We start from the raw sequence: 17,132 nt of genomic DNA, 5'->3' as shown, positions 1-17,132 counted from the left end.
ATAGAATTAGTTACTATGATTGTTGTAAATTCTAACACCGGTACGTCCGACGCTCACGAGCAGTCCGTTCGCCGCACGGCCACCTTCGCCGACATGGCCGCGACGATGCGCGGGTTCTGAGCCGTCTGCTACCGCTTCGATTCTCCGCTCGGTTCGCCCGACGGCGTCGTAACGTGACGGCGTTCCTGAGTTTTCGTGTTTCCTGACAACCCGTTTCAGCGACCCGTTCGAACCGGCGCGAGACGCGTTTCTCGCCGGGAAAACGGATTTACCTTTGGGTGTCATATTCTACCAAACTGGGCGACACCGCCCTGATAGCCATGGCAGACAAACCACACCAGAACTTAGCCATCATCGGACACGTCGACCACGGGAAATCCACGCTCGTCGGCCGGCTCCTGTTCGAGACTGGTAGCGTCCCGGAACACATCATCGAACAGCACCGCGAGGAGGCGGCGTCCAAGGGGAAGTCGGGTTTCGAGTTCGCCTACGTGATGGACAATCTCGCCGAGGAGCGCGAACGCGGCGTCACCATCGACATCGCCCACCAGCGCTTCGACACGGAGAAGTACTACTTCACCATCGTCGACACGCCCGGTCACCGCGACTTCGTGAAGAACATGATTACGGGCGCGTCGCAGGCCGACCACGCGATTCTCGTCGTCGCCGCCGACGACGGTGTCGCGCCGCAGACCCGCGAGCACGTCTTCCTCGCCCGGACCCTCGGCATCGAGGAACTCATCATCGCGGTCAACAAGATGGACGTCGTCGATTACAGCGAAGACTCCTACAAACAGGTCAAAGAGGAGGTCCAACAGCTCCTCCAGCAGGTGCGGTTCAACTCCGACGACGCGGGCTTCATCCCCATCTCGGCGTTCGAGGGCGACAACATCGCCGAACCCTCGGAGAACATGACGTGGTTCGACGGGCCGACCGTCCTGGAGTCGCTGAACAACCTCCCGGAGCCGTCGCCGCCGACCGACGCCCCGCTTCGCGTCCCGATTCAGGACGTGTACACCATCTCCGGCATCGGGACGGTCCCGGTCGGCCGCGTCGAGACGGGGATGCTCAGGACGGGCGACAACGTCCGGTTCATGCCCTCTGATGCGGGTGGCGAAGTGAAGACCATCGAGATGCACCACGAGGAGGTCCCGGAGGCCGGCCCCGGCGACAACGTCGGCTTCAACGTCCGCGGCGTCGGCAAAGACGACATCCGCCGCGGCGACGTCTGCGGCCCGGCCGACGACCCGCCGTCGGTCGCAAAGACGTTCACGGCGCAAATCGTCGTGATGCAACACCCCTCGGTCATCACGGCGGGCTACACGCCGGTCATCCACGCGCACACCGCGCAGGTCGCCTGCACGTTCGAGTCGCTTGACCAGAAGCTCGACCCCGCGTCGGGCGAGGTCGCAGAAGAGGAGCCGGACTTCATCAAGGCCGGCGACGCCGCCGTCGTCACGCTACGTCCGCAGAAGCCGCTCAGCATCGAGCCGTCCTCAGAAATCGCCGAACTCGGGAGCTTCGCCATCCGCGACATGGGACAGACAATCGCGGCCGGTAAAGTGCTCGAAGTCAACGAGTAGCGCCCGGTCCCGACCTCGGATTTTCCGCGTCGCCGCCGCGACAGCGACCGCGCCGTCCTCGGGGACGGTCGGCGCGACCGACGGTCGCACGCGGCGCGCGAGCGTTCGTCGCGTCCGGCGTCACTCGTCAGCGCCGGGGTAGAGCGCCGACACCCGCCAGACGTTCGCGCGGACGCCCGCCCTGACGATATCCATCCGGACGCGGTCGCCGGCGTGGTGGTTCGCGAGGTAGTCGCGGAAGCTGCTGTTCTCGTAGGAAGTGACGTGGTACGTCGAGCCGTTGTCGCCGCGGAGCGTCGCCGCACCGTGGTCGTTTACCTCGTTTACGATTGTAAATGTATCTGGGCTATTTTTGGACGCTGTCTGGGACATGCTCGATTATATGTTAATGAGACACATAAAACCTGCCATCGCGTTTGGTAAATCATTATAAACCGTCTCAGAATTGTCGCTCGGGCGGGACTGTCCGCTCGCCGTCTATCGGTTTTCCGAGAATGGCCCGCGTCCGGTGGTCGATTCGACGCGCCGTGCGCCGGCGGTTGGGTTGCGACCGGCGTGGGACGTGACGCGACGCGGCCACGCTGTCGAGCGCGGCTGGGTCGTCGAAACGAATGCATCGCGTAAGTACGGCCTCTCGAATCGGGGACGGGGCGCAGTCATCCTAGGCGGTGGAGCCAATTAACCGAATGGCTTGATATATCCGGCCTCATTAGTGGCCCGCGCCGCCGACGCGACGGGGTTGGCCCGCGAGGCTCCCTCGAAATTTATAAACCCGAAACCGGGCGAGGTGGTGTATGGACCTCCTGCGGCGATTGGTCGGCCCCGACGGGCTTCCCTCGGGCCGAGTGGCGCTCTTCGTGGACGGGCCGAACGTCCTCCGCGACGAGTTCGACGTGGACTTAGACGACATCCGGGCGGCGGGTCGCTCGCTCGGCGGGCAGTTGAGCGCGGCGCGGCTCTACCTCGACGAGCACGCCACGCCGGGGCTGATTCAGGCCGCGGAAGCGCGCGGGTTCGAGGTCGTCATCACGAGCGGCGACGTGGACGTGAAGCTCGCGGTCGACCTCACGCGCTACGCCGTCGAGGACCGCGCCGACGTCATCGCGGTCGCCTCGCGGGACACCGACTTCAAGCCCGCCTTGGAGACGGCCAACGCCTACGGCCTGCGGACGGTCGCCATCGCGCCGGGGAGCTACGGCCGCTCGGACGCGCTTCAGAACGCGGCGACCCACGCGATGACGCTCGACGAGTCCGCCGCCGACGACAACTGAGTCGGGAGACGACTGAGTCGGCGGCGACCTGCCCTCTCCGACCCAACCCGACGCCGCACCGACCGCGAACGGTTCGCTTTTTCCTCCCCCGGCCGACCACACGTCCATGCAGGAGTTCGACACGCCGGTCGTGGACAACCATCTCCACCTCGACCCGGACCACGGGCGCGGGCTGGAGGCGGTGAAGGATTTCGCCCGGAGCGGCGGCACGCACCTCCTCGTCGTCAACAAGCCCTCGTGGCTCCTCGGCCACGAGGTCGAGACCGGCGAGGACTTCCGACCGGTCTTCGAGACGACGGTCGAGGTCGTCCGCGAGGCCTCCGAGCTTCTCCCCGGGCGCGCGTGGCCGGTCCTCGGCGTCCACCCCGGTCTCGTCTCGAAGCTCGTCGACGACCGCGGCTACGACCCCGAGGCCGCCCGCGACCTGATGTGCGCCGGTCTCGACACCGCCGCCGAGTTCGTCCGCGAGGGCGACGCGCTCGCGCTCAAGTCCGGCCGCCCGCACTACGAGGTCACCGACGCCGTCTGGGAGGCCTCGAACGCCGTCCTCAGACACGGCCTCGACCTCGCCGCCGACTGCGACTGCGCGCTCCAGCTCCACACCGAGTCGACCACCGACCTCTCGGACGTGGCCGAGTGGGCCGACGAGCGCGGCGTCCCCGGCGAGCGCGTGGTCAAACACTACGCGCAGGGCCACCTGACCGGCGGCACGCCGAGCGTCATGAGCGACAAGGACCGCCTCGAAGACGCCGCCGAGCGGGGCGACCCGTTTTTCATGGAGACCGACTTCATCGACGACCCCGACCGCCCCGGCGCGGTGATGGGTCCGAAGACCGTCCCCCGGCGCGTCGACTGGCTCCTCGACGCGGGCCGCGACGACGCCGTCAGGAACGCACACGTCGAGACGCCCGCGTCGGTCTACGGCATCGACACCGAAGCGACGCTCGACCGATAGCCGGAGGGAGAACGAGAGGCGGGTGAGGCGGACCGACTGACGCGGGAGCCGGACCGGCCGCCGAAACCGACGCACGAGCCGAATCGCGCCGTCTCCTTCCACGTCGTCGTCTCACACGGTTACAGGCAGGATAAGAAAGGCATTTGAGTCCGGCACGGGAGGTTGTAGGTATGACCGAGGCCGAGGAACGATACTACTCGCCGGAACGCTGGCAGAACTGGTTGACGCGCGTCGAAGAAGAGGACCTGGACCTCGAAAGCGAGGAGACCGGCCGTCTCCTGATGAACATCCAGAACGACGCGGCCATCGCCATCGCCAAGATTCTGACCGCCTACGACGACGACACGCTGGGCGAAGAAGAGGCGCTCGACGAGCTGTCGACCGTCCACGACATCGTCATGGCCGAACCCGAGTTCGAGACGGAGAACGAGGAGGCCGAAATCCTCGTCGGGAGCGTCCAGACGAGCCTCTCGTGCGCCTTCTTCGCCGCCGAGGAGTTCATCGTCGCCGGCCCCGCCGAACTCGAAGACGACATGGACGCCTACATCCGCGCCGCCGCGGACGCCGAGGCCGCCGACGACCTCGACAGCGCGCTCGGCTACATCGTCCAGGTCGGCACCCGCGTCATCGACGGCGAGGACCTCGACATCGAGGTGCTCGACGAACTCGAATTCGGGCTCGTCACCGAGTGGGTCAACGGTCTCGACAGCCTCCAGAGTGGCCTCTCGGAGCCCGAAGTCGTCGAAGAAGAAGACTGAATCCGGCCTCTCGCTTTTGTAGGAGTCTTTTTCCCGTTTCGGATATCTTCACGTCATATGGACTTTCGGGGGGACGAGAGAGCGGTCACTGTCCAAATCGGCGCAGTGCTGCTGTTCGGTATCATCATCATCTCGATGTCGATGTACCAAGCGACCGTCGTCCCGAATCAGAACGAACAGGTCGAGTTCCTACACAACCAGGAGGTTCACGACCAGTTCGAATCGCTTCGCGGTGCCATCATCGAAAGCTCGTCGGAGACGACCCCCCGTCCGTCGACGGTCTCTCTCGGAACGCGGTATCCGAGTCGGACGCTGTTCGTCAACCCCGGCCCCGTCTCGGGGACGTTGCAGACGCGTGAACTCGGCAGTCTCACCGTCACGAACGTCGAGACGACGGAAGCCGAGACGAGCGACTACGTTAACGGCGGCCTCTCGTACGAGACCAAATCGCTCGAATACCGGCCGGACTACAACGTTTTGCAGTCGGCCCCGACGACCGTGTACGAAAACACCGTCTCGTACAATCGGTTCGACACCGGGTACGAGGGGACGCTCAACGACGGACAATCACTCATCAACGGCCGGACGATTTCGCTCGTTCTCCTCCAAGGCGACTACTCCGAAAACGGCGTCGGCTCCGCGACCGTCGACGCGCAGGCGGTCAGCCCCGCGACGCGGACCGTTCCGGTGACTAGGGACGCGTCGGGGAACGTGACCATCTCCGTGCCGACGGAGCTGTCCGAGGACGCGTGGCGTGAGCTTCTCGCAGAGGGGAACGACGACTACGTCCACAGCGTGGACCGTTCCGGCGACAGGGTCGAAATCGAGATGCAAGGGGAGGAAGGTGGCGACAGCGTGACGTACGACCTCCGCGTCGGAGCGGTCGAAGTGGGGTCGGGCGTCGACGAACCGGCCGCGTATTACCTGACGGTCGTCGACGGAGCCTCGCCTCGAAGCATCGGGTCGGGAGACACCGAGACGCTCACCTTCGAAGTTCGGGACCGATACAACAACCCCGTCTCCGGGGTCTCGGTGAACTTCTCTGCGAGCGGTGGTTCGGTCTCAATCGACCCGGAGGGACCGACGACCGATTCCGAGGGTCGAATCCGCGTGACGGTGACGGGTGAGTCGGCGGGAACCGCCGAGGTGCTCGGCAGCTTCGACGACGCGACGTTCACTCCGAGCACGCGACAGGACGCGGGTGTCGAAGTCAGCGTGTCGAGCGGGGAGGCCGCCGAGAGCGGCGGCGTCGGCGGCCTGCTCTACGAGAACGACGCGGTCGCCCGCGACGGCGACGATAGCTTCTCGACGCCGGGTGGCGTCGAGTTCTCGCTGCGGAACGTCGGCTCCGACTCCGTCGAACTCCTGAGCGTCGTGGTGAACCCGCACGACGACAGCATCGATGGACTCTCAGACCGGGTCGACGGCGGGGACGACGACCCCGGCGAGACGGAGTTGTACGTCGAGTCACCGAGCGGCGACGCCCTCGTCGACTACCAGATTACCCAGAACGAGTTCGTCGACGTGCCCGAAGACGGGCTCGCAATCGACATCGACGAGAGCGGTGACATCGGCGGGTCGAACCCCGTCGTCGGCAGCGGCGAGTCCGCGCGGTTCTACGTGTACGAGTTTTACGAGACAGGTGGCTTCGGCGGCACGAACGTCGACATGACCGGCGAGTGGCTCTCCGTTCGCGTGACCTACCGCCTCCCGTCGGGCCTCGTCGATGCCAAGACGTTCTCGTTCGAAGCCAACGCTCAGCCGGAAGGCGGCGTGAACGCCCCGCCGACCCCTCGGACGACGGGGCCGTACAGCGTCCCCGAAGGCGAGTCGATACAGCTCGACGGCTCCGGGAGTTCGGACAGCGACGGGTCGATTACCAGTTACAGTTGGTCCATCACCGACGACCCGACGGGGCAGGCGAGCCTGTCGAACCCCAGTTCCGCGCGGCCGACGTTCAACGCGCCCGACAGCGTCTCGGGCGACACCGACGTGACCGTCGAACTAACGGTGACCGACGACGACGGGGCGACGAGTAGGAGAACGACGACCGTGACCGTCACGGACACGGACGGCACGCCGTCTCCGTCCGTCTCGATGCGTGTCGACGACCTCACCGACATCCAAACGAACAACCCCGACTTCGTCGTCTCCTACGACATCGGGGACACGAACGCGTCGTTCGAGCGCGTCGAGGTCAGGGCCGATTCGACGGAGGGCTCCGCTTCGGGCTTCGCACAGCAGTCGACATCGCGCGGCAGCGTTCGGTTCCAGCCCGGATACGGAGTCAGACAGACGTTCGAGGTCACGATTGACGTGATTTACGACGGGCCGAACGGCGAATACGTCGAGAGCTCACGGACCGTGACCGACGTGGCCGACGCGCGGAACCGGAACGGCAACGCCGACCTGTCGCTCGGAAGTAGCGCGTCCATCGACGCGTTCGACGTCGAAGACCGGACAAACACCAGGAGAAACGAGGTCTGGTACCGCGCCGACTACGACGTGTCGTCCGGCGACTTCAGCCGGGTCGAACTGGTGGCGCTCAATCTCAACGGCAACGGGGCGACGACCACGACCCAACGTACCGACCGAAGCCGTAACAACGTCGACATCATCGAGCGGCGGGACGGCGCACAGACCGACTATCGGGTCGGAATACTGGTGTACGACGACACCGGTGCCGTCGTCGATATCCAGACCGTCGACGACGTCGCGGACGGGAACGGCCCGTAGTTCGACAACCGACGTAACTCCCCATCGACAAAACCTTATCCCTCGGTTCTGTAACATCGACCATGACTTCCGTCGGCATCGACGCCATGGAGATTTGGACGGGCAAACTCGTGTTAGACCTCCCCAACACCTTCGCGCCGGTGAAGGGCGAAGACCCGGAGAAGTACACGAAGGGGCTGGGTCTCCACACGTCGTCGTTCCCGGACGTGTACGAGGACATCGTCACGATGGGGGCGAACGCCGCCAAGAAACTGATGGACCGAAAGGGCCTCACGCCCGCGGACATCGGCCGCATCGACGTGGCGACCGAGTCGGCGTTCGACAACTCCAAACCGGTGTCGACGTACATCGCCGGCTGTCTCGAACAGGTGTACGACGGCGACTTCCGCCACGCCAACAAGGGCGAGCGCAAGTTCGCCTGCATCGCCGGCACCCAGAGCCTCGACGACGCCTACAACTGGATTAAGGCGGGTCGCAACCGCGGGCGCGCGGCGCTCGTCATCGCCACCGACACCGCCCTCTACGAGCGCGGCGACCCCGGCGAGGCGACGCAGGGCGCGGGCGCGGTCGCGATGCTCATCGACGAGGACCCGGACCTCGTCGAACTCTCGACCGAACAGGGCTACGGCAGCATGGACGAGACGGACTTCCTCAAGCCGAACCAGCAGTTCCCCTCGGTGGACGGCAAGCGCTCCATGCAGGTGTATCTCGCTCGGATGCGCGAGGCGCTCGAGGACTACGAGAGCGTCGCGGGTCGCACCCACCCCGACCTGTTCGAGTACATCCCGTTCCACACGCCGTTCCCCGGCATGGTCCGGAAGGCGGCGCTTCTGGGCTTCCGCCACATGACCCGCGACACCGACATCGAAGACGACCTCGAAAGCGAAATCGGCCGCCAGCCCCGCGAGGAGGACTTCGAGACGTGGGACGACTACGAGGAGGCCATCCGCGGCTACATGGACGAACTGAAGACGACCGAGCAGTACCGCGACTGGTACGGTCGCGTCATCGAGCCGACGCTCGACATCTCCAGCCGCGTCGGCAACTGGTACACCGGCTCGGTCCACATCGCCCGACTGTCTGCCCTGAAGGCCGCCGCGGACGAAGGTAAAGATATGACCGGCAAGCAGCTGCTCGTCGGCTCGTACGGCTCCGGCGCGCAGGCCGAGATTCACGCCGAGCGGGTCCAAGAGACGTGGCTCGACGAAATCGAGGCCGTGGACGTGGACGACCAGCTCGCGGCCCGTACCGAGATTTCCTTCGACGACTACGAGCTCATCCACGACGTGCACAACCACGAAAAGGAAATCGAGGTCGAGGAGTTCACCCAACCCGAAGCCGAGTTCGTCTTCACGGGCTGGGGGCGGATGAACGAGCGCCGCTACGAATACGTCGAATAACAGACCGACCGCACGGCCGAGCGACGGGCGAGCGCCCGCGTTCGCGCTGGGTCGTCAGAACGACCGCGCCTGGTCGGGCAGTATCGACCACGAATCCGCCGGGTCCGCCCCTCGGTCGTCGTAGAACTTTCTGCCGATGTAGTCGTCGCTCACGCTCCCGAGTATCGTGTTGTACAGGTCGGCGGCCGACTCGTAGGTCTCGGTGCCGAGCGGGGCGAGGATGGTCTCGACGGTCTCCGCGTCGTCGACGTTCGGCGCGGTCACCTCGACGTCGCCGGCGCGTTCCAGCACGCGCTCGGTCGTGACCGGGTACTCGAACGCCGTTTCGAGGTGCGATTGGAGGGCGCGAATGTCCATGGTCGGACATCGTCGCGGCCGCCCTTCGGCTTTTTTCGCCCTCAGGCGGACACTCTGGAAATGCGAACCGAAGGGGAGCGAAACGAATCGAACGAATCGGGTCAGACGGACCGAAAACGGGTACGGGTACTACGGCGTTCTCAGGGAAGCTTCCGCAGGTCTTCGAGCATCTCGTCTAAGTCGCGGTCGGTCACGGCGAGGGCGAAGCCGTCGATGGTGGCGAGCGCGGGCGCGTGCTCCCAGAGGTCGTCCTCCGAGAGGCCGTGGAGGACGACGGCGTTCGGCGTCGGTGTGACGACGCGCATGGCGACGAGCGGCGACTCGCCGCGGGTGACGCCGGTGAACACGAGCGCCCGACTCGTCGACTGCCCGTAGAGCCGGTAGAACTCCTCGGAGGAGAGCCGCGTGATTGCCTGAATGCTGTTGATGACGGTGTGGCCGCTGATGCGGTCTTGGTCGCCGTCGACGATGGGGGTCGCGCCGATGGCGTCGTAGAAGCTATCGAGCGGAATCGACGTGGGGTACTCCCGGAGGTCCTGGACGATGTCGCTCTCGAAGCCGGCCGAGAGGACGCGGGCGTACTGCCGGATGCGACTGCCGCCGCGGGCCTCGTCGATGTCGAGGAGCGCTTCGACCATCCGGCGGATGACGCCGATACCGGGGCTCTCGCGGCGGCCGCTCTCGTAGTCGGAGACGACCGACGACGACACGTCCAACTGCTCGGCGAGCGCCGTCTGGGAGATGTCGAAGTCGGTCCGCCACTTCCGGAGCGTCGCGCCGGGGTCGTCCGAGAGGGTAATCTCGCCCGCGATGCGGCGGGCGAGGTCGTCGCGCGGTGCCGCGGTCATCGCGAACACCTCGGCCCGTCCGACGAGTGAGTCATGGGACAACCTGCGTGAGTATCCCGCAAAAGGATGTCGAAAGTGGTAGTCGTCGCGTGACGAACCCCGTGGGAACTCTGAAGGTCGTCGGCCGACCACTACGCGGTATGCCATCGACCCTCGTCCACGTCGCCGTCGGCGGACTCGTCGGTGCCGGCCTCCTCGGTCGCTGGTTCGACGCCCGGTCGGTCGGCGTCGCGCTCGTCGCCGCCGCGGTCCCCGACCTCGACTCGTTCACCAGCACGCTCCTGCCCGGCAGTCACCGCGCGCTCCTCCACACGCTGTTGCTCCCGCTCGTCCTCGCCGCGCTCGTGGCCTACGACACGCGGATGCGGGACCCCGAACGCTCCGCGATTCGCGGTCGCTGGGGCGCTCGGGGGGTCGCAGTCGCGTGGGTCGGCGTCGCCGCGCTCCTCTGCGGCGGCATCTTCCCCGACCTGTTCACCAACGGCGTCAACGCCTTCTACCCGCTTCACGACGCGTTCTACTCGATTAGCGGGCGCGCCGAGTGGTCGAGCACGCGCGGGTTCGTCCAGACGTTCGTCGAGCTACGGCCCGCGTCGCCGCCGCCGACGACGGAGACGCTCCATTACAGCACCGTGGTCGACCCGTCGCCGGGCGCGGAGCCCGAAACCGTCGAGCGGGTGGCCCCCCTCGCCTCGTCGGGGACGGAACTGATGCTCGTCGTGCTCGGCGCGGGCGTGGTCGGCGGACGGCTCCTGTCGGAGCGGCTTCGCGGGCCGGCGGGCGAACCGGCTGAGTGACGGGGCGAGCCGACGACCGAATTGGGGCGAGCCGGGAACGCGGCCGCGACTCCGAGCGTTCATAACCGACGGCGACCCATCCGCGTGCATGAGCGAGACACCGGACGGCGTCGAGGTGCGGCCGTACGAACCGGGCGATGCGGCCGCGTTCTGGGAACTGAAACGCGGATTCGAACTCGGTCTCGGCGCGGGGACCGGCGGCGACGACAAGCTTTCCACGTACGAGGCGAAACTCACGGACGACTACCGCGAGCGATATCTCTCGTGGGTCGAGCGCTGTGCGACCGACGACCCCGGCTGCGTCGTCGTCGCCGAAGCGGTGTCGGACGGCGAACAGAGCGGCAAGAGCGAGGACGCGACGCTCGTCGGCTACGCCTTCGCGCTCCCCGAGGAGATGACGTTCATCTGGGACGCCGCCGTCCTCAACGAACTGTTTCTCGACGCCGACTACCGCGGCTCGGGCGCCGCCGACGAACTCATGGACGCTGTGTTGGCCCACGCGCGCTCGCAGGACCTCCCCTTGGACCGAATCGTCCTCGACGTGGACGAGGCGAACGGTCGGGCGCGAGCGTTCTACGAGCGCTACGGCTTCGACCACTGGGGCGAACTGGTCGCGCGCGACCTCTGAGCCGGAACACGTGCGGGACCGGAGAACGGAGAACCGAACGGGCGGGCGTCCGTGACTACCGGAGCGCCGTGGCCGCGACGCCGCCGACGGTGCCGAGAACGGCGGGGTATGCGACGCCCGCGAGGAGCGCTGACGTGACCGGGTCGGGGCTGACGGCCGCGTCGCCGACGGAGACGGTGAAAAGTGCGATACCGGCGAGCGCGAAGACGAGGTAGCCGACCGTGGTTCCCGCGCCGGCCAGCGCGCCCTCCCGCGGCGAGGACGCGCCGCCGACGACGGCCGCGAGCGCGCCCGCAGCGAGCAGCGCGACCACGGGCACGACGTAGAGCACCGGCGAGAACGCCTCGACGCCTTCGATGAGGTTCGCGCTGGAGGTCGTTCCGAACAGGCCGGGGAACCGGGTCGTCACGCCGTGGGCGCTCATGAACACCCAACCGACGACCTTCCACGTCGAGACGTCGGAGCCGAGGGCTTCGAGCACCTGACTGGCCGTCGAGTTCTCGATAGTCGAGGAGGTCAAAAGGTAGGTCACGAGGTAGCCGAACAGGGCCGCCCCGAGACCGGCGACGCCGCCGCTGCCGACCGACCGAAGCGTCGATGGTGTGGAACCGGGCGTCGATTCAGGTGTCGTTGACATCGTGTCGGAACCGATTGTCGTTCTCCCGTAAATGTCTCGTGGCCGCCGTGAGTGGTCGTCTCGCGGTACGATGTGACGAGACGAGGCGTCCACACCGCGACCCGCGCTCACGGCGGTCTGGAGGGCGGCCGCGTCGTCGCCGGCGCGGTCCTCGGTGCAGTCCCCGGCGGCGAATCGAGTCGGCTCAGCGAACGTCGTCGGGGTCGAGGCTCCAGCGGAACTCGGCGTCGTAGTCGCCGCCGGTCGTCGCCAGCCAGTCCTCGCGGGCGACGCTGTATCGGAGTTCGTCGGCCGGCTCGCCGTCGATGACGATGCTGTTTCGCTCGCGGCCGTCGCGGTCGCCGCCGAGCGCCGCCATGTACTTCTCGATAGCGCGTTTCGATTTCTCGTTGTCCGCGACGTGCGACACCGAGACGACGTCGAGGTCGAGTACGTCGAACGCGAGCGCCGCCAGCGCCGCGGCGCGCTCGCCCGAGTAACCGCGGCCCCAGTCGCGCGGGCGGAGCCACAAGCCGAGTTCTCCGACGCGGCGGTCCCACTCCGTGTGGAGTCCGCCGAACCCCGCAATCTCGCCCGCGCCGTCCTCGCTCTCGCGCGGGATAATCGCGTAGTCGGCGCTCTCGGCGTCGGTCCAACTCGACTCCCCGCGGTCGAGAAACTCCTTCGTCACCTTTGGCGTCTCGTGGCGCGACCACGGCATGTGCCGCGTCACGTCGTCCATCTCGGGGGCCGAACAGAGTTCGTACGCCTCGTGGACGCCGATGTGTTTCGGGCGGCGGGCGACCAATCGAAGCCGCGGCGTCTCGACGACCGCGGGGTAGAGGTCGCTCACTCGCGGCCCTCCCAGCGGAACTCGGCGTCGTAGTCGCCGCCGGTGGCGGCCTCCCACTGTTCGCGGGTCACGGACCAGCCGCGAACGTCGCGCGGGGTGCCGCCGGCGTCGACGGTCTCGTTGGGAAACAGGCCGTCTTCTCCCCCGCCGAAGCGGTCGGTGTACTTCTCGATTGCTTGACACGACGCCTCGTTTTCGGGCATGGCGTACGCGAGCGCCACGTCGAGGTCGAGCACGTCGAAGACCGCGGCGAAGAACGCGGCCGCCCGCTCGCCGGAGTAGCCGCGGCCCCAGAACTCCTTGCGGAGCCACATCCCGAAGACGGCCCGGCGCTTGTCCCACTCGGGGTTGAACCCGGCGGTGCCGGCGAACTCGCCCGCGCCGTCCTCGCCGTCGCGGGGGATGACGGCGTAGACGGCGTTTTCCGCGGACTCGTGGCCTTCTTCGGCCCGTTCGAGGAACTCCAGCGTCTCCTTGGGCGTCTCGTGGGGGCCCCACGTGACGAACTTCGTCTCCTCTTCGATGGTGTCCGACCGCGAGGCGGCGAAGTGGTCGTAGGCGTCCAACGGGTCGACGACCGCCCGCGACAGGGCGCGGAGCCTGAGCCGCGGGGTGACGATTTCGTCGGGGAACATGGAACGGAGTCCACTCGGAGGGCGCTAATAAGTTTTCTGAACATTGACATATGATTGCGTGGAACACGCCCGGGACGGTCGCCGCTCTCGAACCCGTCGGATTCGAACACGTTCCGAGCGCACACACGTTCTCCCGCGCGAGAACCCGGAGATGCGTATTTGTGGCGGGAGCGCGTCTAGCGAGGACGGGAACGGAGTGCAACGAGATGGACTGGGAGCGAACGGTGGGCGGCTACGCGCTCGTCACGGGAGCCGTGACGCTGGCCATCTGGGTGTTGACCGTCGACGGCGGTCCGGTGATGGAACCGCGGACCGACCCGTTTTCGCTGTTCGCGTCGCTCGTGTTGGGGGGGCTGACCGGGATGTCGCTTCTGGCGACGGGCATGGGTCTCGTTCGGAGACAGTTGTGGGCGCGGCCGCTCAGTCTCGTCGCCTTCGGCCTGCTTTTCGCCGGCGTCATCGACAGCGCCGGCTACTACGCCGGCGTCGGGCGGGTCGGCGTCGTCGTGGCGCTTTTCGTCGTCTGCCTCGCCACGCTGGCGGCGCTCGGTTGGTCGCTCGTCGACGCCCGGAACCGGGCGCGGCGGTCGGCGTGGTGAGACGGCGCGGTAAGACGGCGCGGTGGGGCGTCTGAGCCGGTGAGCCGCCCCGGTAGTTCGGGCGCTTCCGGTGGGAGCGTCCGGCCGGCGCGCGGCGCTCCGCAACCACTAAACGCGCCTCGGTCCTCCTTCCGGTAATGGTAGACTGGACGGAGAAGTACCGCCCATCGACGCTCTCCGAGGTCCGCGGCAACAACAAGGCCCGCGACGCCCTCGCGGAGTGGGCCAAGACGTGGGACGACCACCGGGAGGCCGTCGTCGTCCACGGGAGCCCGGGCATCGGAAAGACCTCCGCGGCCCACGCGCTCGCCGCCGACATGGGCTGGGAGACGGTCGAGTTGAACGCGTCGGACCAGCGGACCGGCGACGTCATCGAACGCTTCGCCGGCCGCGCCGCGAAGAACGCGACGCTCGCCGGTTCCTCCGCGGGCACGTCCACCCGGCAGTTGGTCATCCTCGACGAGGCCGACAACATCCACGGCAACTACGACCGCGGCGGGGCCAGCGCCGTCACCCGCCTCGTCAAGTCGTCGAGCCAGCCCATCGTCCTCATCGCCAACGAGTTCTACGACATGAGCCGCGGGCTCCGGAACGCCTGTCAGGAAATCGAGTTCCGCGACGTGTCCGCCCGCTCTATCGTCCCCGTCCTCCGCGACATCTGCCGCAAGGAGGGACTGGAGTTCGAGTCCGACGCGCTCGACCGCATCGCCGAGATGAACAGCGGTGACCTGCGCTCGGCCGTCAACGACCTCCAAGCCATCGCCGAGGGCCGCGAGAAAATCACCGAAGAGGACGTGGTCATGGGCGACCGCGACCGCTCTGTCGGCCTGTTCGAGTTCCTCGACGCCGTCCTCAAAGAGGAGTCCGCGCAGGACGCGCTGTACACCGCCTACGACGTGGACGAGACGCCCGACGACCTCACGAAGTGGGTCGAGGACAAGGTGTCGCTCGTCTACGAACCCGACGAACTCGCCCGCGCCTACGACTTCCTCGCCAACGCCGACCGCTGGCTCGGCCGCGTGCGCGCCACGCAGAACTACTCTTATTGGCGCTACGCGACCGACAACCTCGCCGCCGGCGTCGCGGCCTCCCGCGACCGAACCCGCGGCGGGTGGACCCGCTACGGCGGCGCGCCCTACCGCTCGACCCGCGACAAGACCCGCGACACCGTCGTCCGGAAAATCGCGGCACAGGGTGGCTTCAGCATGGCGACCGCCCGCCGCGAGGTCCTGCCGTACCTCTCGGCCATCACCCACCACTGCAAGCCCCGCGAACTGACCGTCGCCATGGCCGCCTACTACGAGTTCGACGAGTCGCACGTCTCCTTCGTCACCGGGAGCGGCGAGACGACGAACAAGGTCCAGTCAATCGTCGAGGATGCCGGCGAACTCCGCGAGGAACTGGTCGAGGAACACGCCGCCGGCGCGTTCGCCGGCATGGAAGGCGTATCCGTCGACGACGACGCCGCGGCCGACGGCGACGATGGTAACGGAGCAGACGACGGAACGGACGACGTACTCGACCGCGACGCCGACGCCGACGAGTCGGCCGAAAGCGACGACACCGACGCCTCGACCGACGACGGGCAGTCCGGCCTCGACGACTTCTTCTGAACGGGACTGCGCCGCATTTTGTCCGCTGCACGACAGGCGGGATTGACGCCACGCGGAGCTTTTTGGGGCCGCCCGACGAACCGCGCGTATGAGAGCCGCAGTCCTCCGCGAACACGGTGAACCGCTCGACGTGACGGAAGTACCCGACCCGACGTGCGACGCCGACGGCGTCGTCGTCGAAGTCGAGGCCTGCGGTATCTGCCGGAGCGACTGGCACTCGTGGATGGGGCACGGCGAGTGGGCCGACGACGCGGTCCCGTCCGGGCAGATTCTCGGCCACGAGCCCGCCGGCCGCGTCGTCGAGGCCGGCGACCGCGTCGAGACGATTCGGGAGGGCGACCGCGTCGCCTTACCCTTCAATCTCGCCTGCGGTTCGTGCGGCTACTGCCAGACCGGCCACGGCAACGTCTGTACGGGCGACCACCCCCACGCCCTCGGCTTCGAACCCGCCGCGCAGGGCGCGTTCGCGGAGTTAGTACATCTCCCGTCCGCCGATTACAACGCGATTCAGCTCCCCGAGGATGTCTTACCGACCGACGTGGCCGCGCTCGGCTGCCGATTCATGACGGCGTACAACGCCCTCGACGCCCGCGCCGGCCTCCGCGCCGGCCAGTGGGTCGCCGTCCACGGCTGCGGCGGCGTCGGCCTCTCGACGATTCAGGTGGCGAACGTCCTCGGCGCGCGCGTCGTCGCGGTCGACGTGCGCGAGTCCGCGCTCGACGCCGCGGCCGACCTCGGCGCTGACGCCGTCGTCGACGGCTCCGCGGAGGACCCGGTTGACGCCATCCGCGGACTGACCGACGGCGGGGCGCACGTCTCGCTCGACGCGCTCGGCGTCGCGGAGACCTGCCGGAACTCGGTTCGTTCGGTCCGGCCGCGGGGCTCGCACGTACAGGTCGGGCTGACGACCGAGGCCGAAAAGGGGAACGTGTCGCTGCCGACCGACTGGATGACGCGACACGAGGTGTCGTTCCTCGGCGCGCGCGGGATGCCGCCGACGAACGCCGACGACCTGCTCTCGCTGCTCGCGTCGGACGCTGTCGACCCCGGGTCGCTCGTGACGAAAACCGTCTCGCTCGACGAGGTGCCCGAGCGACTGGCCGCGATGACCGACTACGACACCGTCGGCGTCGAAGTGATGGTTCCGTAAAATCGGGGTTGGGCGGTTCGCGCTCGTTGACTCGGCTCGGTACCGGGTCAGGGCGTCGGCGTCGGCGCTCGACGCTCTTCAGAGGCCTCATCATCTAGCCCGCGCCAGACGACCTCGCCGCAGTCCGGGCAGTCGAGTCGGACCGTCCGGCCGTCGTGCGTCTGTTCGGGCCACTCGTCGATATCGGCGGCGCGACCGCAGGTCTGACAGAAGAGAACGGCCTTGGTGTGTTCGCAATCGGGCGGTTCGTGACTGAATTCGCGGGGAGCGTAGTTCATGCCGCAGGAAGCGGCGTTTCGGGGGATAAGCTTGTTGGAAGATTCCGGGTGTGTG

At 67.3% G+C, this 17,132-nt stretch carries 18 protein-coding genes; 11 read left to right on the top strand and 7 right to left on the bottom strand.

Annotation, left to right across the window (positions count from 1 at the left end):
* The first annotated feature begins 320 nt into the window (after positions 1–320).
* Complete coding sequence (gene tuf / locus DEQ67_RS11220; protein WP_004042302.1) at positions 321–1,583, top strand: translation elongation factor EF-1 subunit alpha; 1,263 nt, start codon at positions 321–323, stop codon at positions 1,581–1,583.
* Positions 1,584–1,703: 120 nt separating this feature from the next.
* On the opposite strand, the gene DEQ67_RS11215 is transcribed toward tuf, so the two are convergent.
* Positions 1,704–1,955: a hypothetical protein gene (locus tag DEQ67_RS11215; RefSeq protein ID WP_004062560.1), complete on the bottom strand. Its 252-nt coding sequence runs from the start codon at positions 1,953–1,955 to the stop codon at positions 1,704–1,706.
* Between the two features lie 422 nt (positions 1,956–2,377).
* Here DEQ67_RS11215 and DEQ67_RS11210 point away from each other — a divergent pair, with 422 nt between their 5' ends.
* The 5 genes from DEQ67_RS11210 to hmgB all read left to right on the top strand — a co-directional run bounded on the left by DEQ67_RS11210 (position 2,378) and on the right by hmgB (position 8,703).
* Positions 2,378–2,854 carry an NYN domain-containing protein gene (locus tag DEQ67_RS11210; protein WP_115802953.1) on the top strand — a complete coding sequence of 159 codons (477 nt, stop codon included), beginning with the start codon at positions 2,378–2,380 and terminating at the stop codon, positions 2,852–2,854.
* A 106-nt stretch (positions 2,855–2,960) separates the two neighbouring features.
* Positions 2,961–3,809, top strand: a complete 849-nt coding sequence (locus DEQ67_RS11205; RefSeq protein ID WP_004042305.1) for a TatD family hydrolase — start codon at positions 2,961–2,963, stop codon at positions 3,807–3,809.
* A 170-nt stretch (positions 3,810–3,979) separates the two neighbouring features.
* Positions 3,980–4,567, top strand: a complete 588-nt coding sequence (locus DEQ67_RS11200; RefSeq protein ID WP_004042306.1) for a DUF2150 family protein — start codon at positions 3,980–3,982, stop codon at positions 4,565–4,567.
* 57 nt (positions 4,568–4,624) lie between these two features.
* On the top strand, positions 4,625–7,303 hold the full coding sequence (locus DEQ67_RS11195) for an Ig-like domain-containing protein (RefSeq protein WP_115891472.1): 2,679 nt from the start codon (positions 4,625–4,627) through the stop codon (positions 7,301–7,303).
* 62 nt (positions 7,304–7,365) lie between these two features.
* Positions 7,366–8,703 carry a hydroxymethylglutaryl-CoA synthase gene (gene hmgB / locus DEQ67_RS11190; RefSeq protein ID WP_004042308.1) on the top strand — a complete coding sequence of 446 codons (1,338 nt, stop codon included), beginning with the start codon at positions 7,366–7,368 and terminating at the stop codon, positions 8,701–8,703.
* Between the two features lie 54 nt (positions 8,704–8,757).
* Here the strand turns inward: hmgB and DEQ67_RS11185 are convergent, their stop codons facing one another.
* The gene (locus DEQ67_RS11185) at positions 8,758–9,060 is read right to left on the bottom strand and encodes a DUF5789 family protein (RefSeq protein WP_115860857.1); all 303 of its coding nucleotides are present in this window, start codon (positions 9,058–9,060) and stop codon (positions 8,758–8,760) included.
* Positions 9,061–9,200: 140 nt separating this feature from the next.
* Positions 9,201–9,908, bottom strand: a complete 708-nt coding sequence (locus tag DEQ67_RS11180) for a helix-turn-helix domain-containing protein (protein WP_004062555.1) — start codon at positions 9,906–9,908, stop codon at positions 9,201–9,203.
* Positions 9,909–10,048: 140 nt separating this feature from the next.
* Between DEQ67_RS11180 and DEQ67_RS11175 the strand changes: the two genes are divergently transcribed.
* Both DEQ67_RS11175 and DEQ67_RS11170 read left to right on the top strand, forming a co-directional pair.
* Positions 10,049–10,705, top strand: a complete 657-nt coding sequence (locus DEQ67_RS11175; protein ID WP_115802951.1) for a metal-dependent hydrolase — start codon at positions 10,049–10,051, stop codon at positions 10,703–10,705.
* Positions 10,706–10,793: 88 nt separating this feature from the next.
* Positions 10,794–11,333 carry a GNAT family N-acetyltransferase gene (locus DEQ67_RS11170; RefSeq protein WP_115802950.1) on the top strand — a complete coding sequence of 180 codons (540 nt, stop codon included), beginning with the start codon at positions 10,794–10,796 and terminating at the stop codon, positions 11,331–11,333.
* A gap of 55 nt (positions 11,334–11,388) precedes the next feature.
* On the opposite strand, the gene DEQ67_RS11165 is transcribed toward DEQ67_RS11170, so the two are convergent.
* The 3 genes from DEQ67_RS11165 to DEQ67_RS11155 form a co-directional block, all read right to left on the bottom strand.
* On the bottom strand, positions 11,389–11,970 hold the full coding sequence (locus DEQ67_RS11165) for a transporter (RefSeq protein WP_115802949.1): 582 nt from the start codon (positions 11,968–11,970) through the stop codon (positions 11,389–11,391).
* A gap of 184 nt (positions 11,971–12,154) precedes the next feature.
* Positions 12,155–12,802 carry a GNAT family N-acetyltransferase gene (locus DEQ67_RS11160; protein WP_008607112.1) on the bottom strand — a complete coding sequence of 216 codons (648 nt, stop codon included), beginning with the start codon at positions 12,800–12,802 and terminating at the stop codon, positions 12,155–12,157.
* On the bottom strand, positions 12,799–13,437 hold the full coding sequence (locus tag DEQ67_RS11155) for a GNAT family N-acetyltransferase (protein ID WP_115860855.1): 639 nt from the start codon (positions 13,435–13,437) through the stop codon (positions 12,799–12,801). Before DEQ67_RS11155 ends, DEQ67_RS11160 begins: the two co-directional genes overlap by 4 nt.
* Positions 13,438–13,643: 206 nt before the next feature.
* Here DEQ67_RS11155 and DEQ67_RS11150 point away from each other — a divergent pair, with 206 nt between their 5' ends.
* From DEQ67_RS11150 to DEQ67_RS11140, 3 genes are all read left to right on the top strand, one after another.
* The gene (locus DEQ67_RS11150; protein ID WP_115860853.1) at positions 13,644–14,036 is read left to right on the top strand and encodes a hypothetical protein; all 393 of its coding nucleotides are present in this window, start codon (positions 13,644–13,646) and stop codon (positions 14,034–14,036) included.
* 137 nt (positions 14,037–14,173) lie between these two features.
* Positions 14,174–15,649 carry a replication factor C large subunit gene (locus DEQ67_RS11145; RefSeq protein ID WP_115802946.1) on the top strand — a complete coding sequence of 492 codons (1,476 nt, stop codon included), beginning with the start codon at positions 14,174–14,176 and terminating at the stop codon, positions 15,647–15,649.
* Between the two features lie 88 nt (positions 15,650–15,737).
* Positions 15,738–16,799, top strand: coding sequence for a zinc-binding dehydrogenase (locus DEQ67_RS11140; protein WP_004042318.1), 1,062 nt, complete (start codon positions 15,738–15,740; stop codon positions 16,797–16,799).
* 47 nt (positions 16,800–16,846) lie between these two features.
* Here the strand turns inward: DEQ67_RS11140 and DEQ67_RS11135 are convergent, their stop codons facing one another.
* A complete protein-coding gene (locus DEQ67_RS11135) occupies positions 16,847–17,077 on the bottom strand; it encodes a hypothetical protein (protein ID WP_115802944.1) in 231 nt (76 codons plus the stop codon).
* Between the last annotated feature and the right edge of the window lie 55 nt (positions 17,078–17,132).

The organism is Haloferax sp. Atlit-48N, assembly GCF_003383015.2.
Classification (GTDB): Archaea; Halobacteriota; Halobacteria; order Halobacteriales; family Haloferacaceae; genus Haloferax; species Haloferax volcanii.
This window is presented reverse-complemented; position numbering and strand designations above follow the sequence as displayed.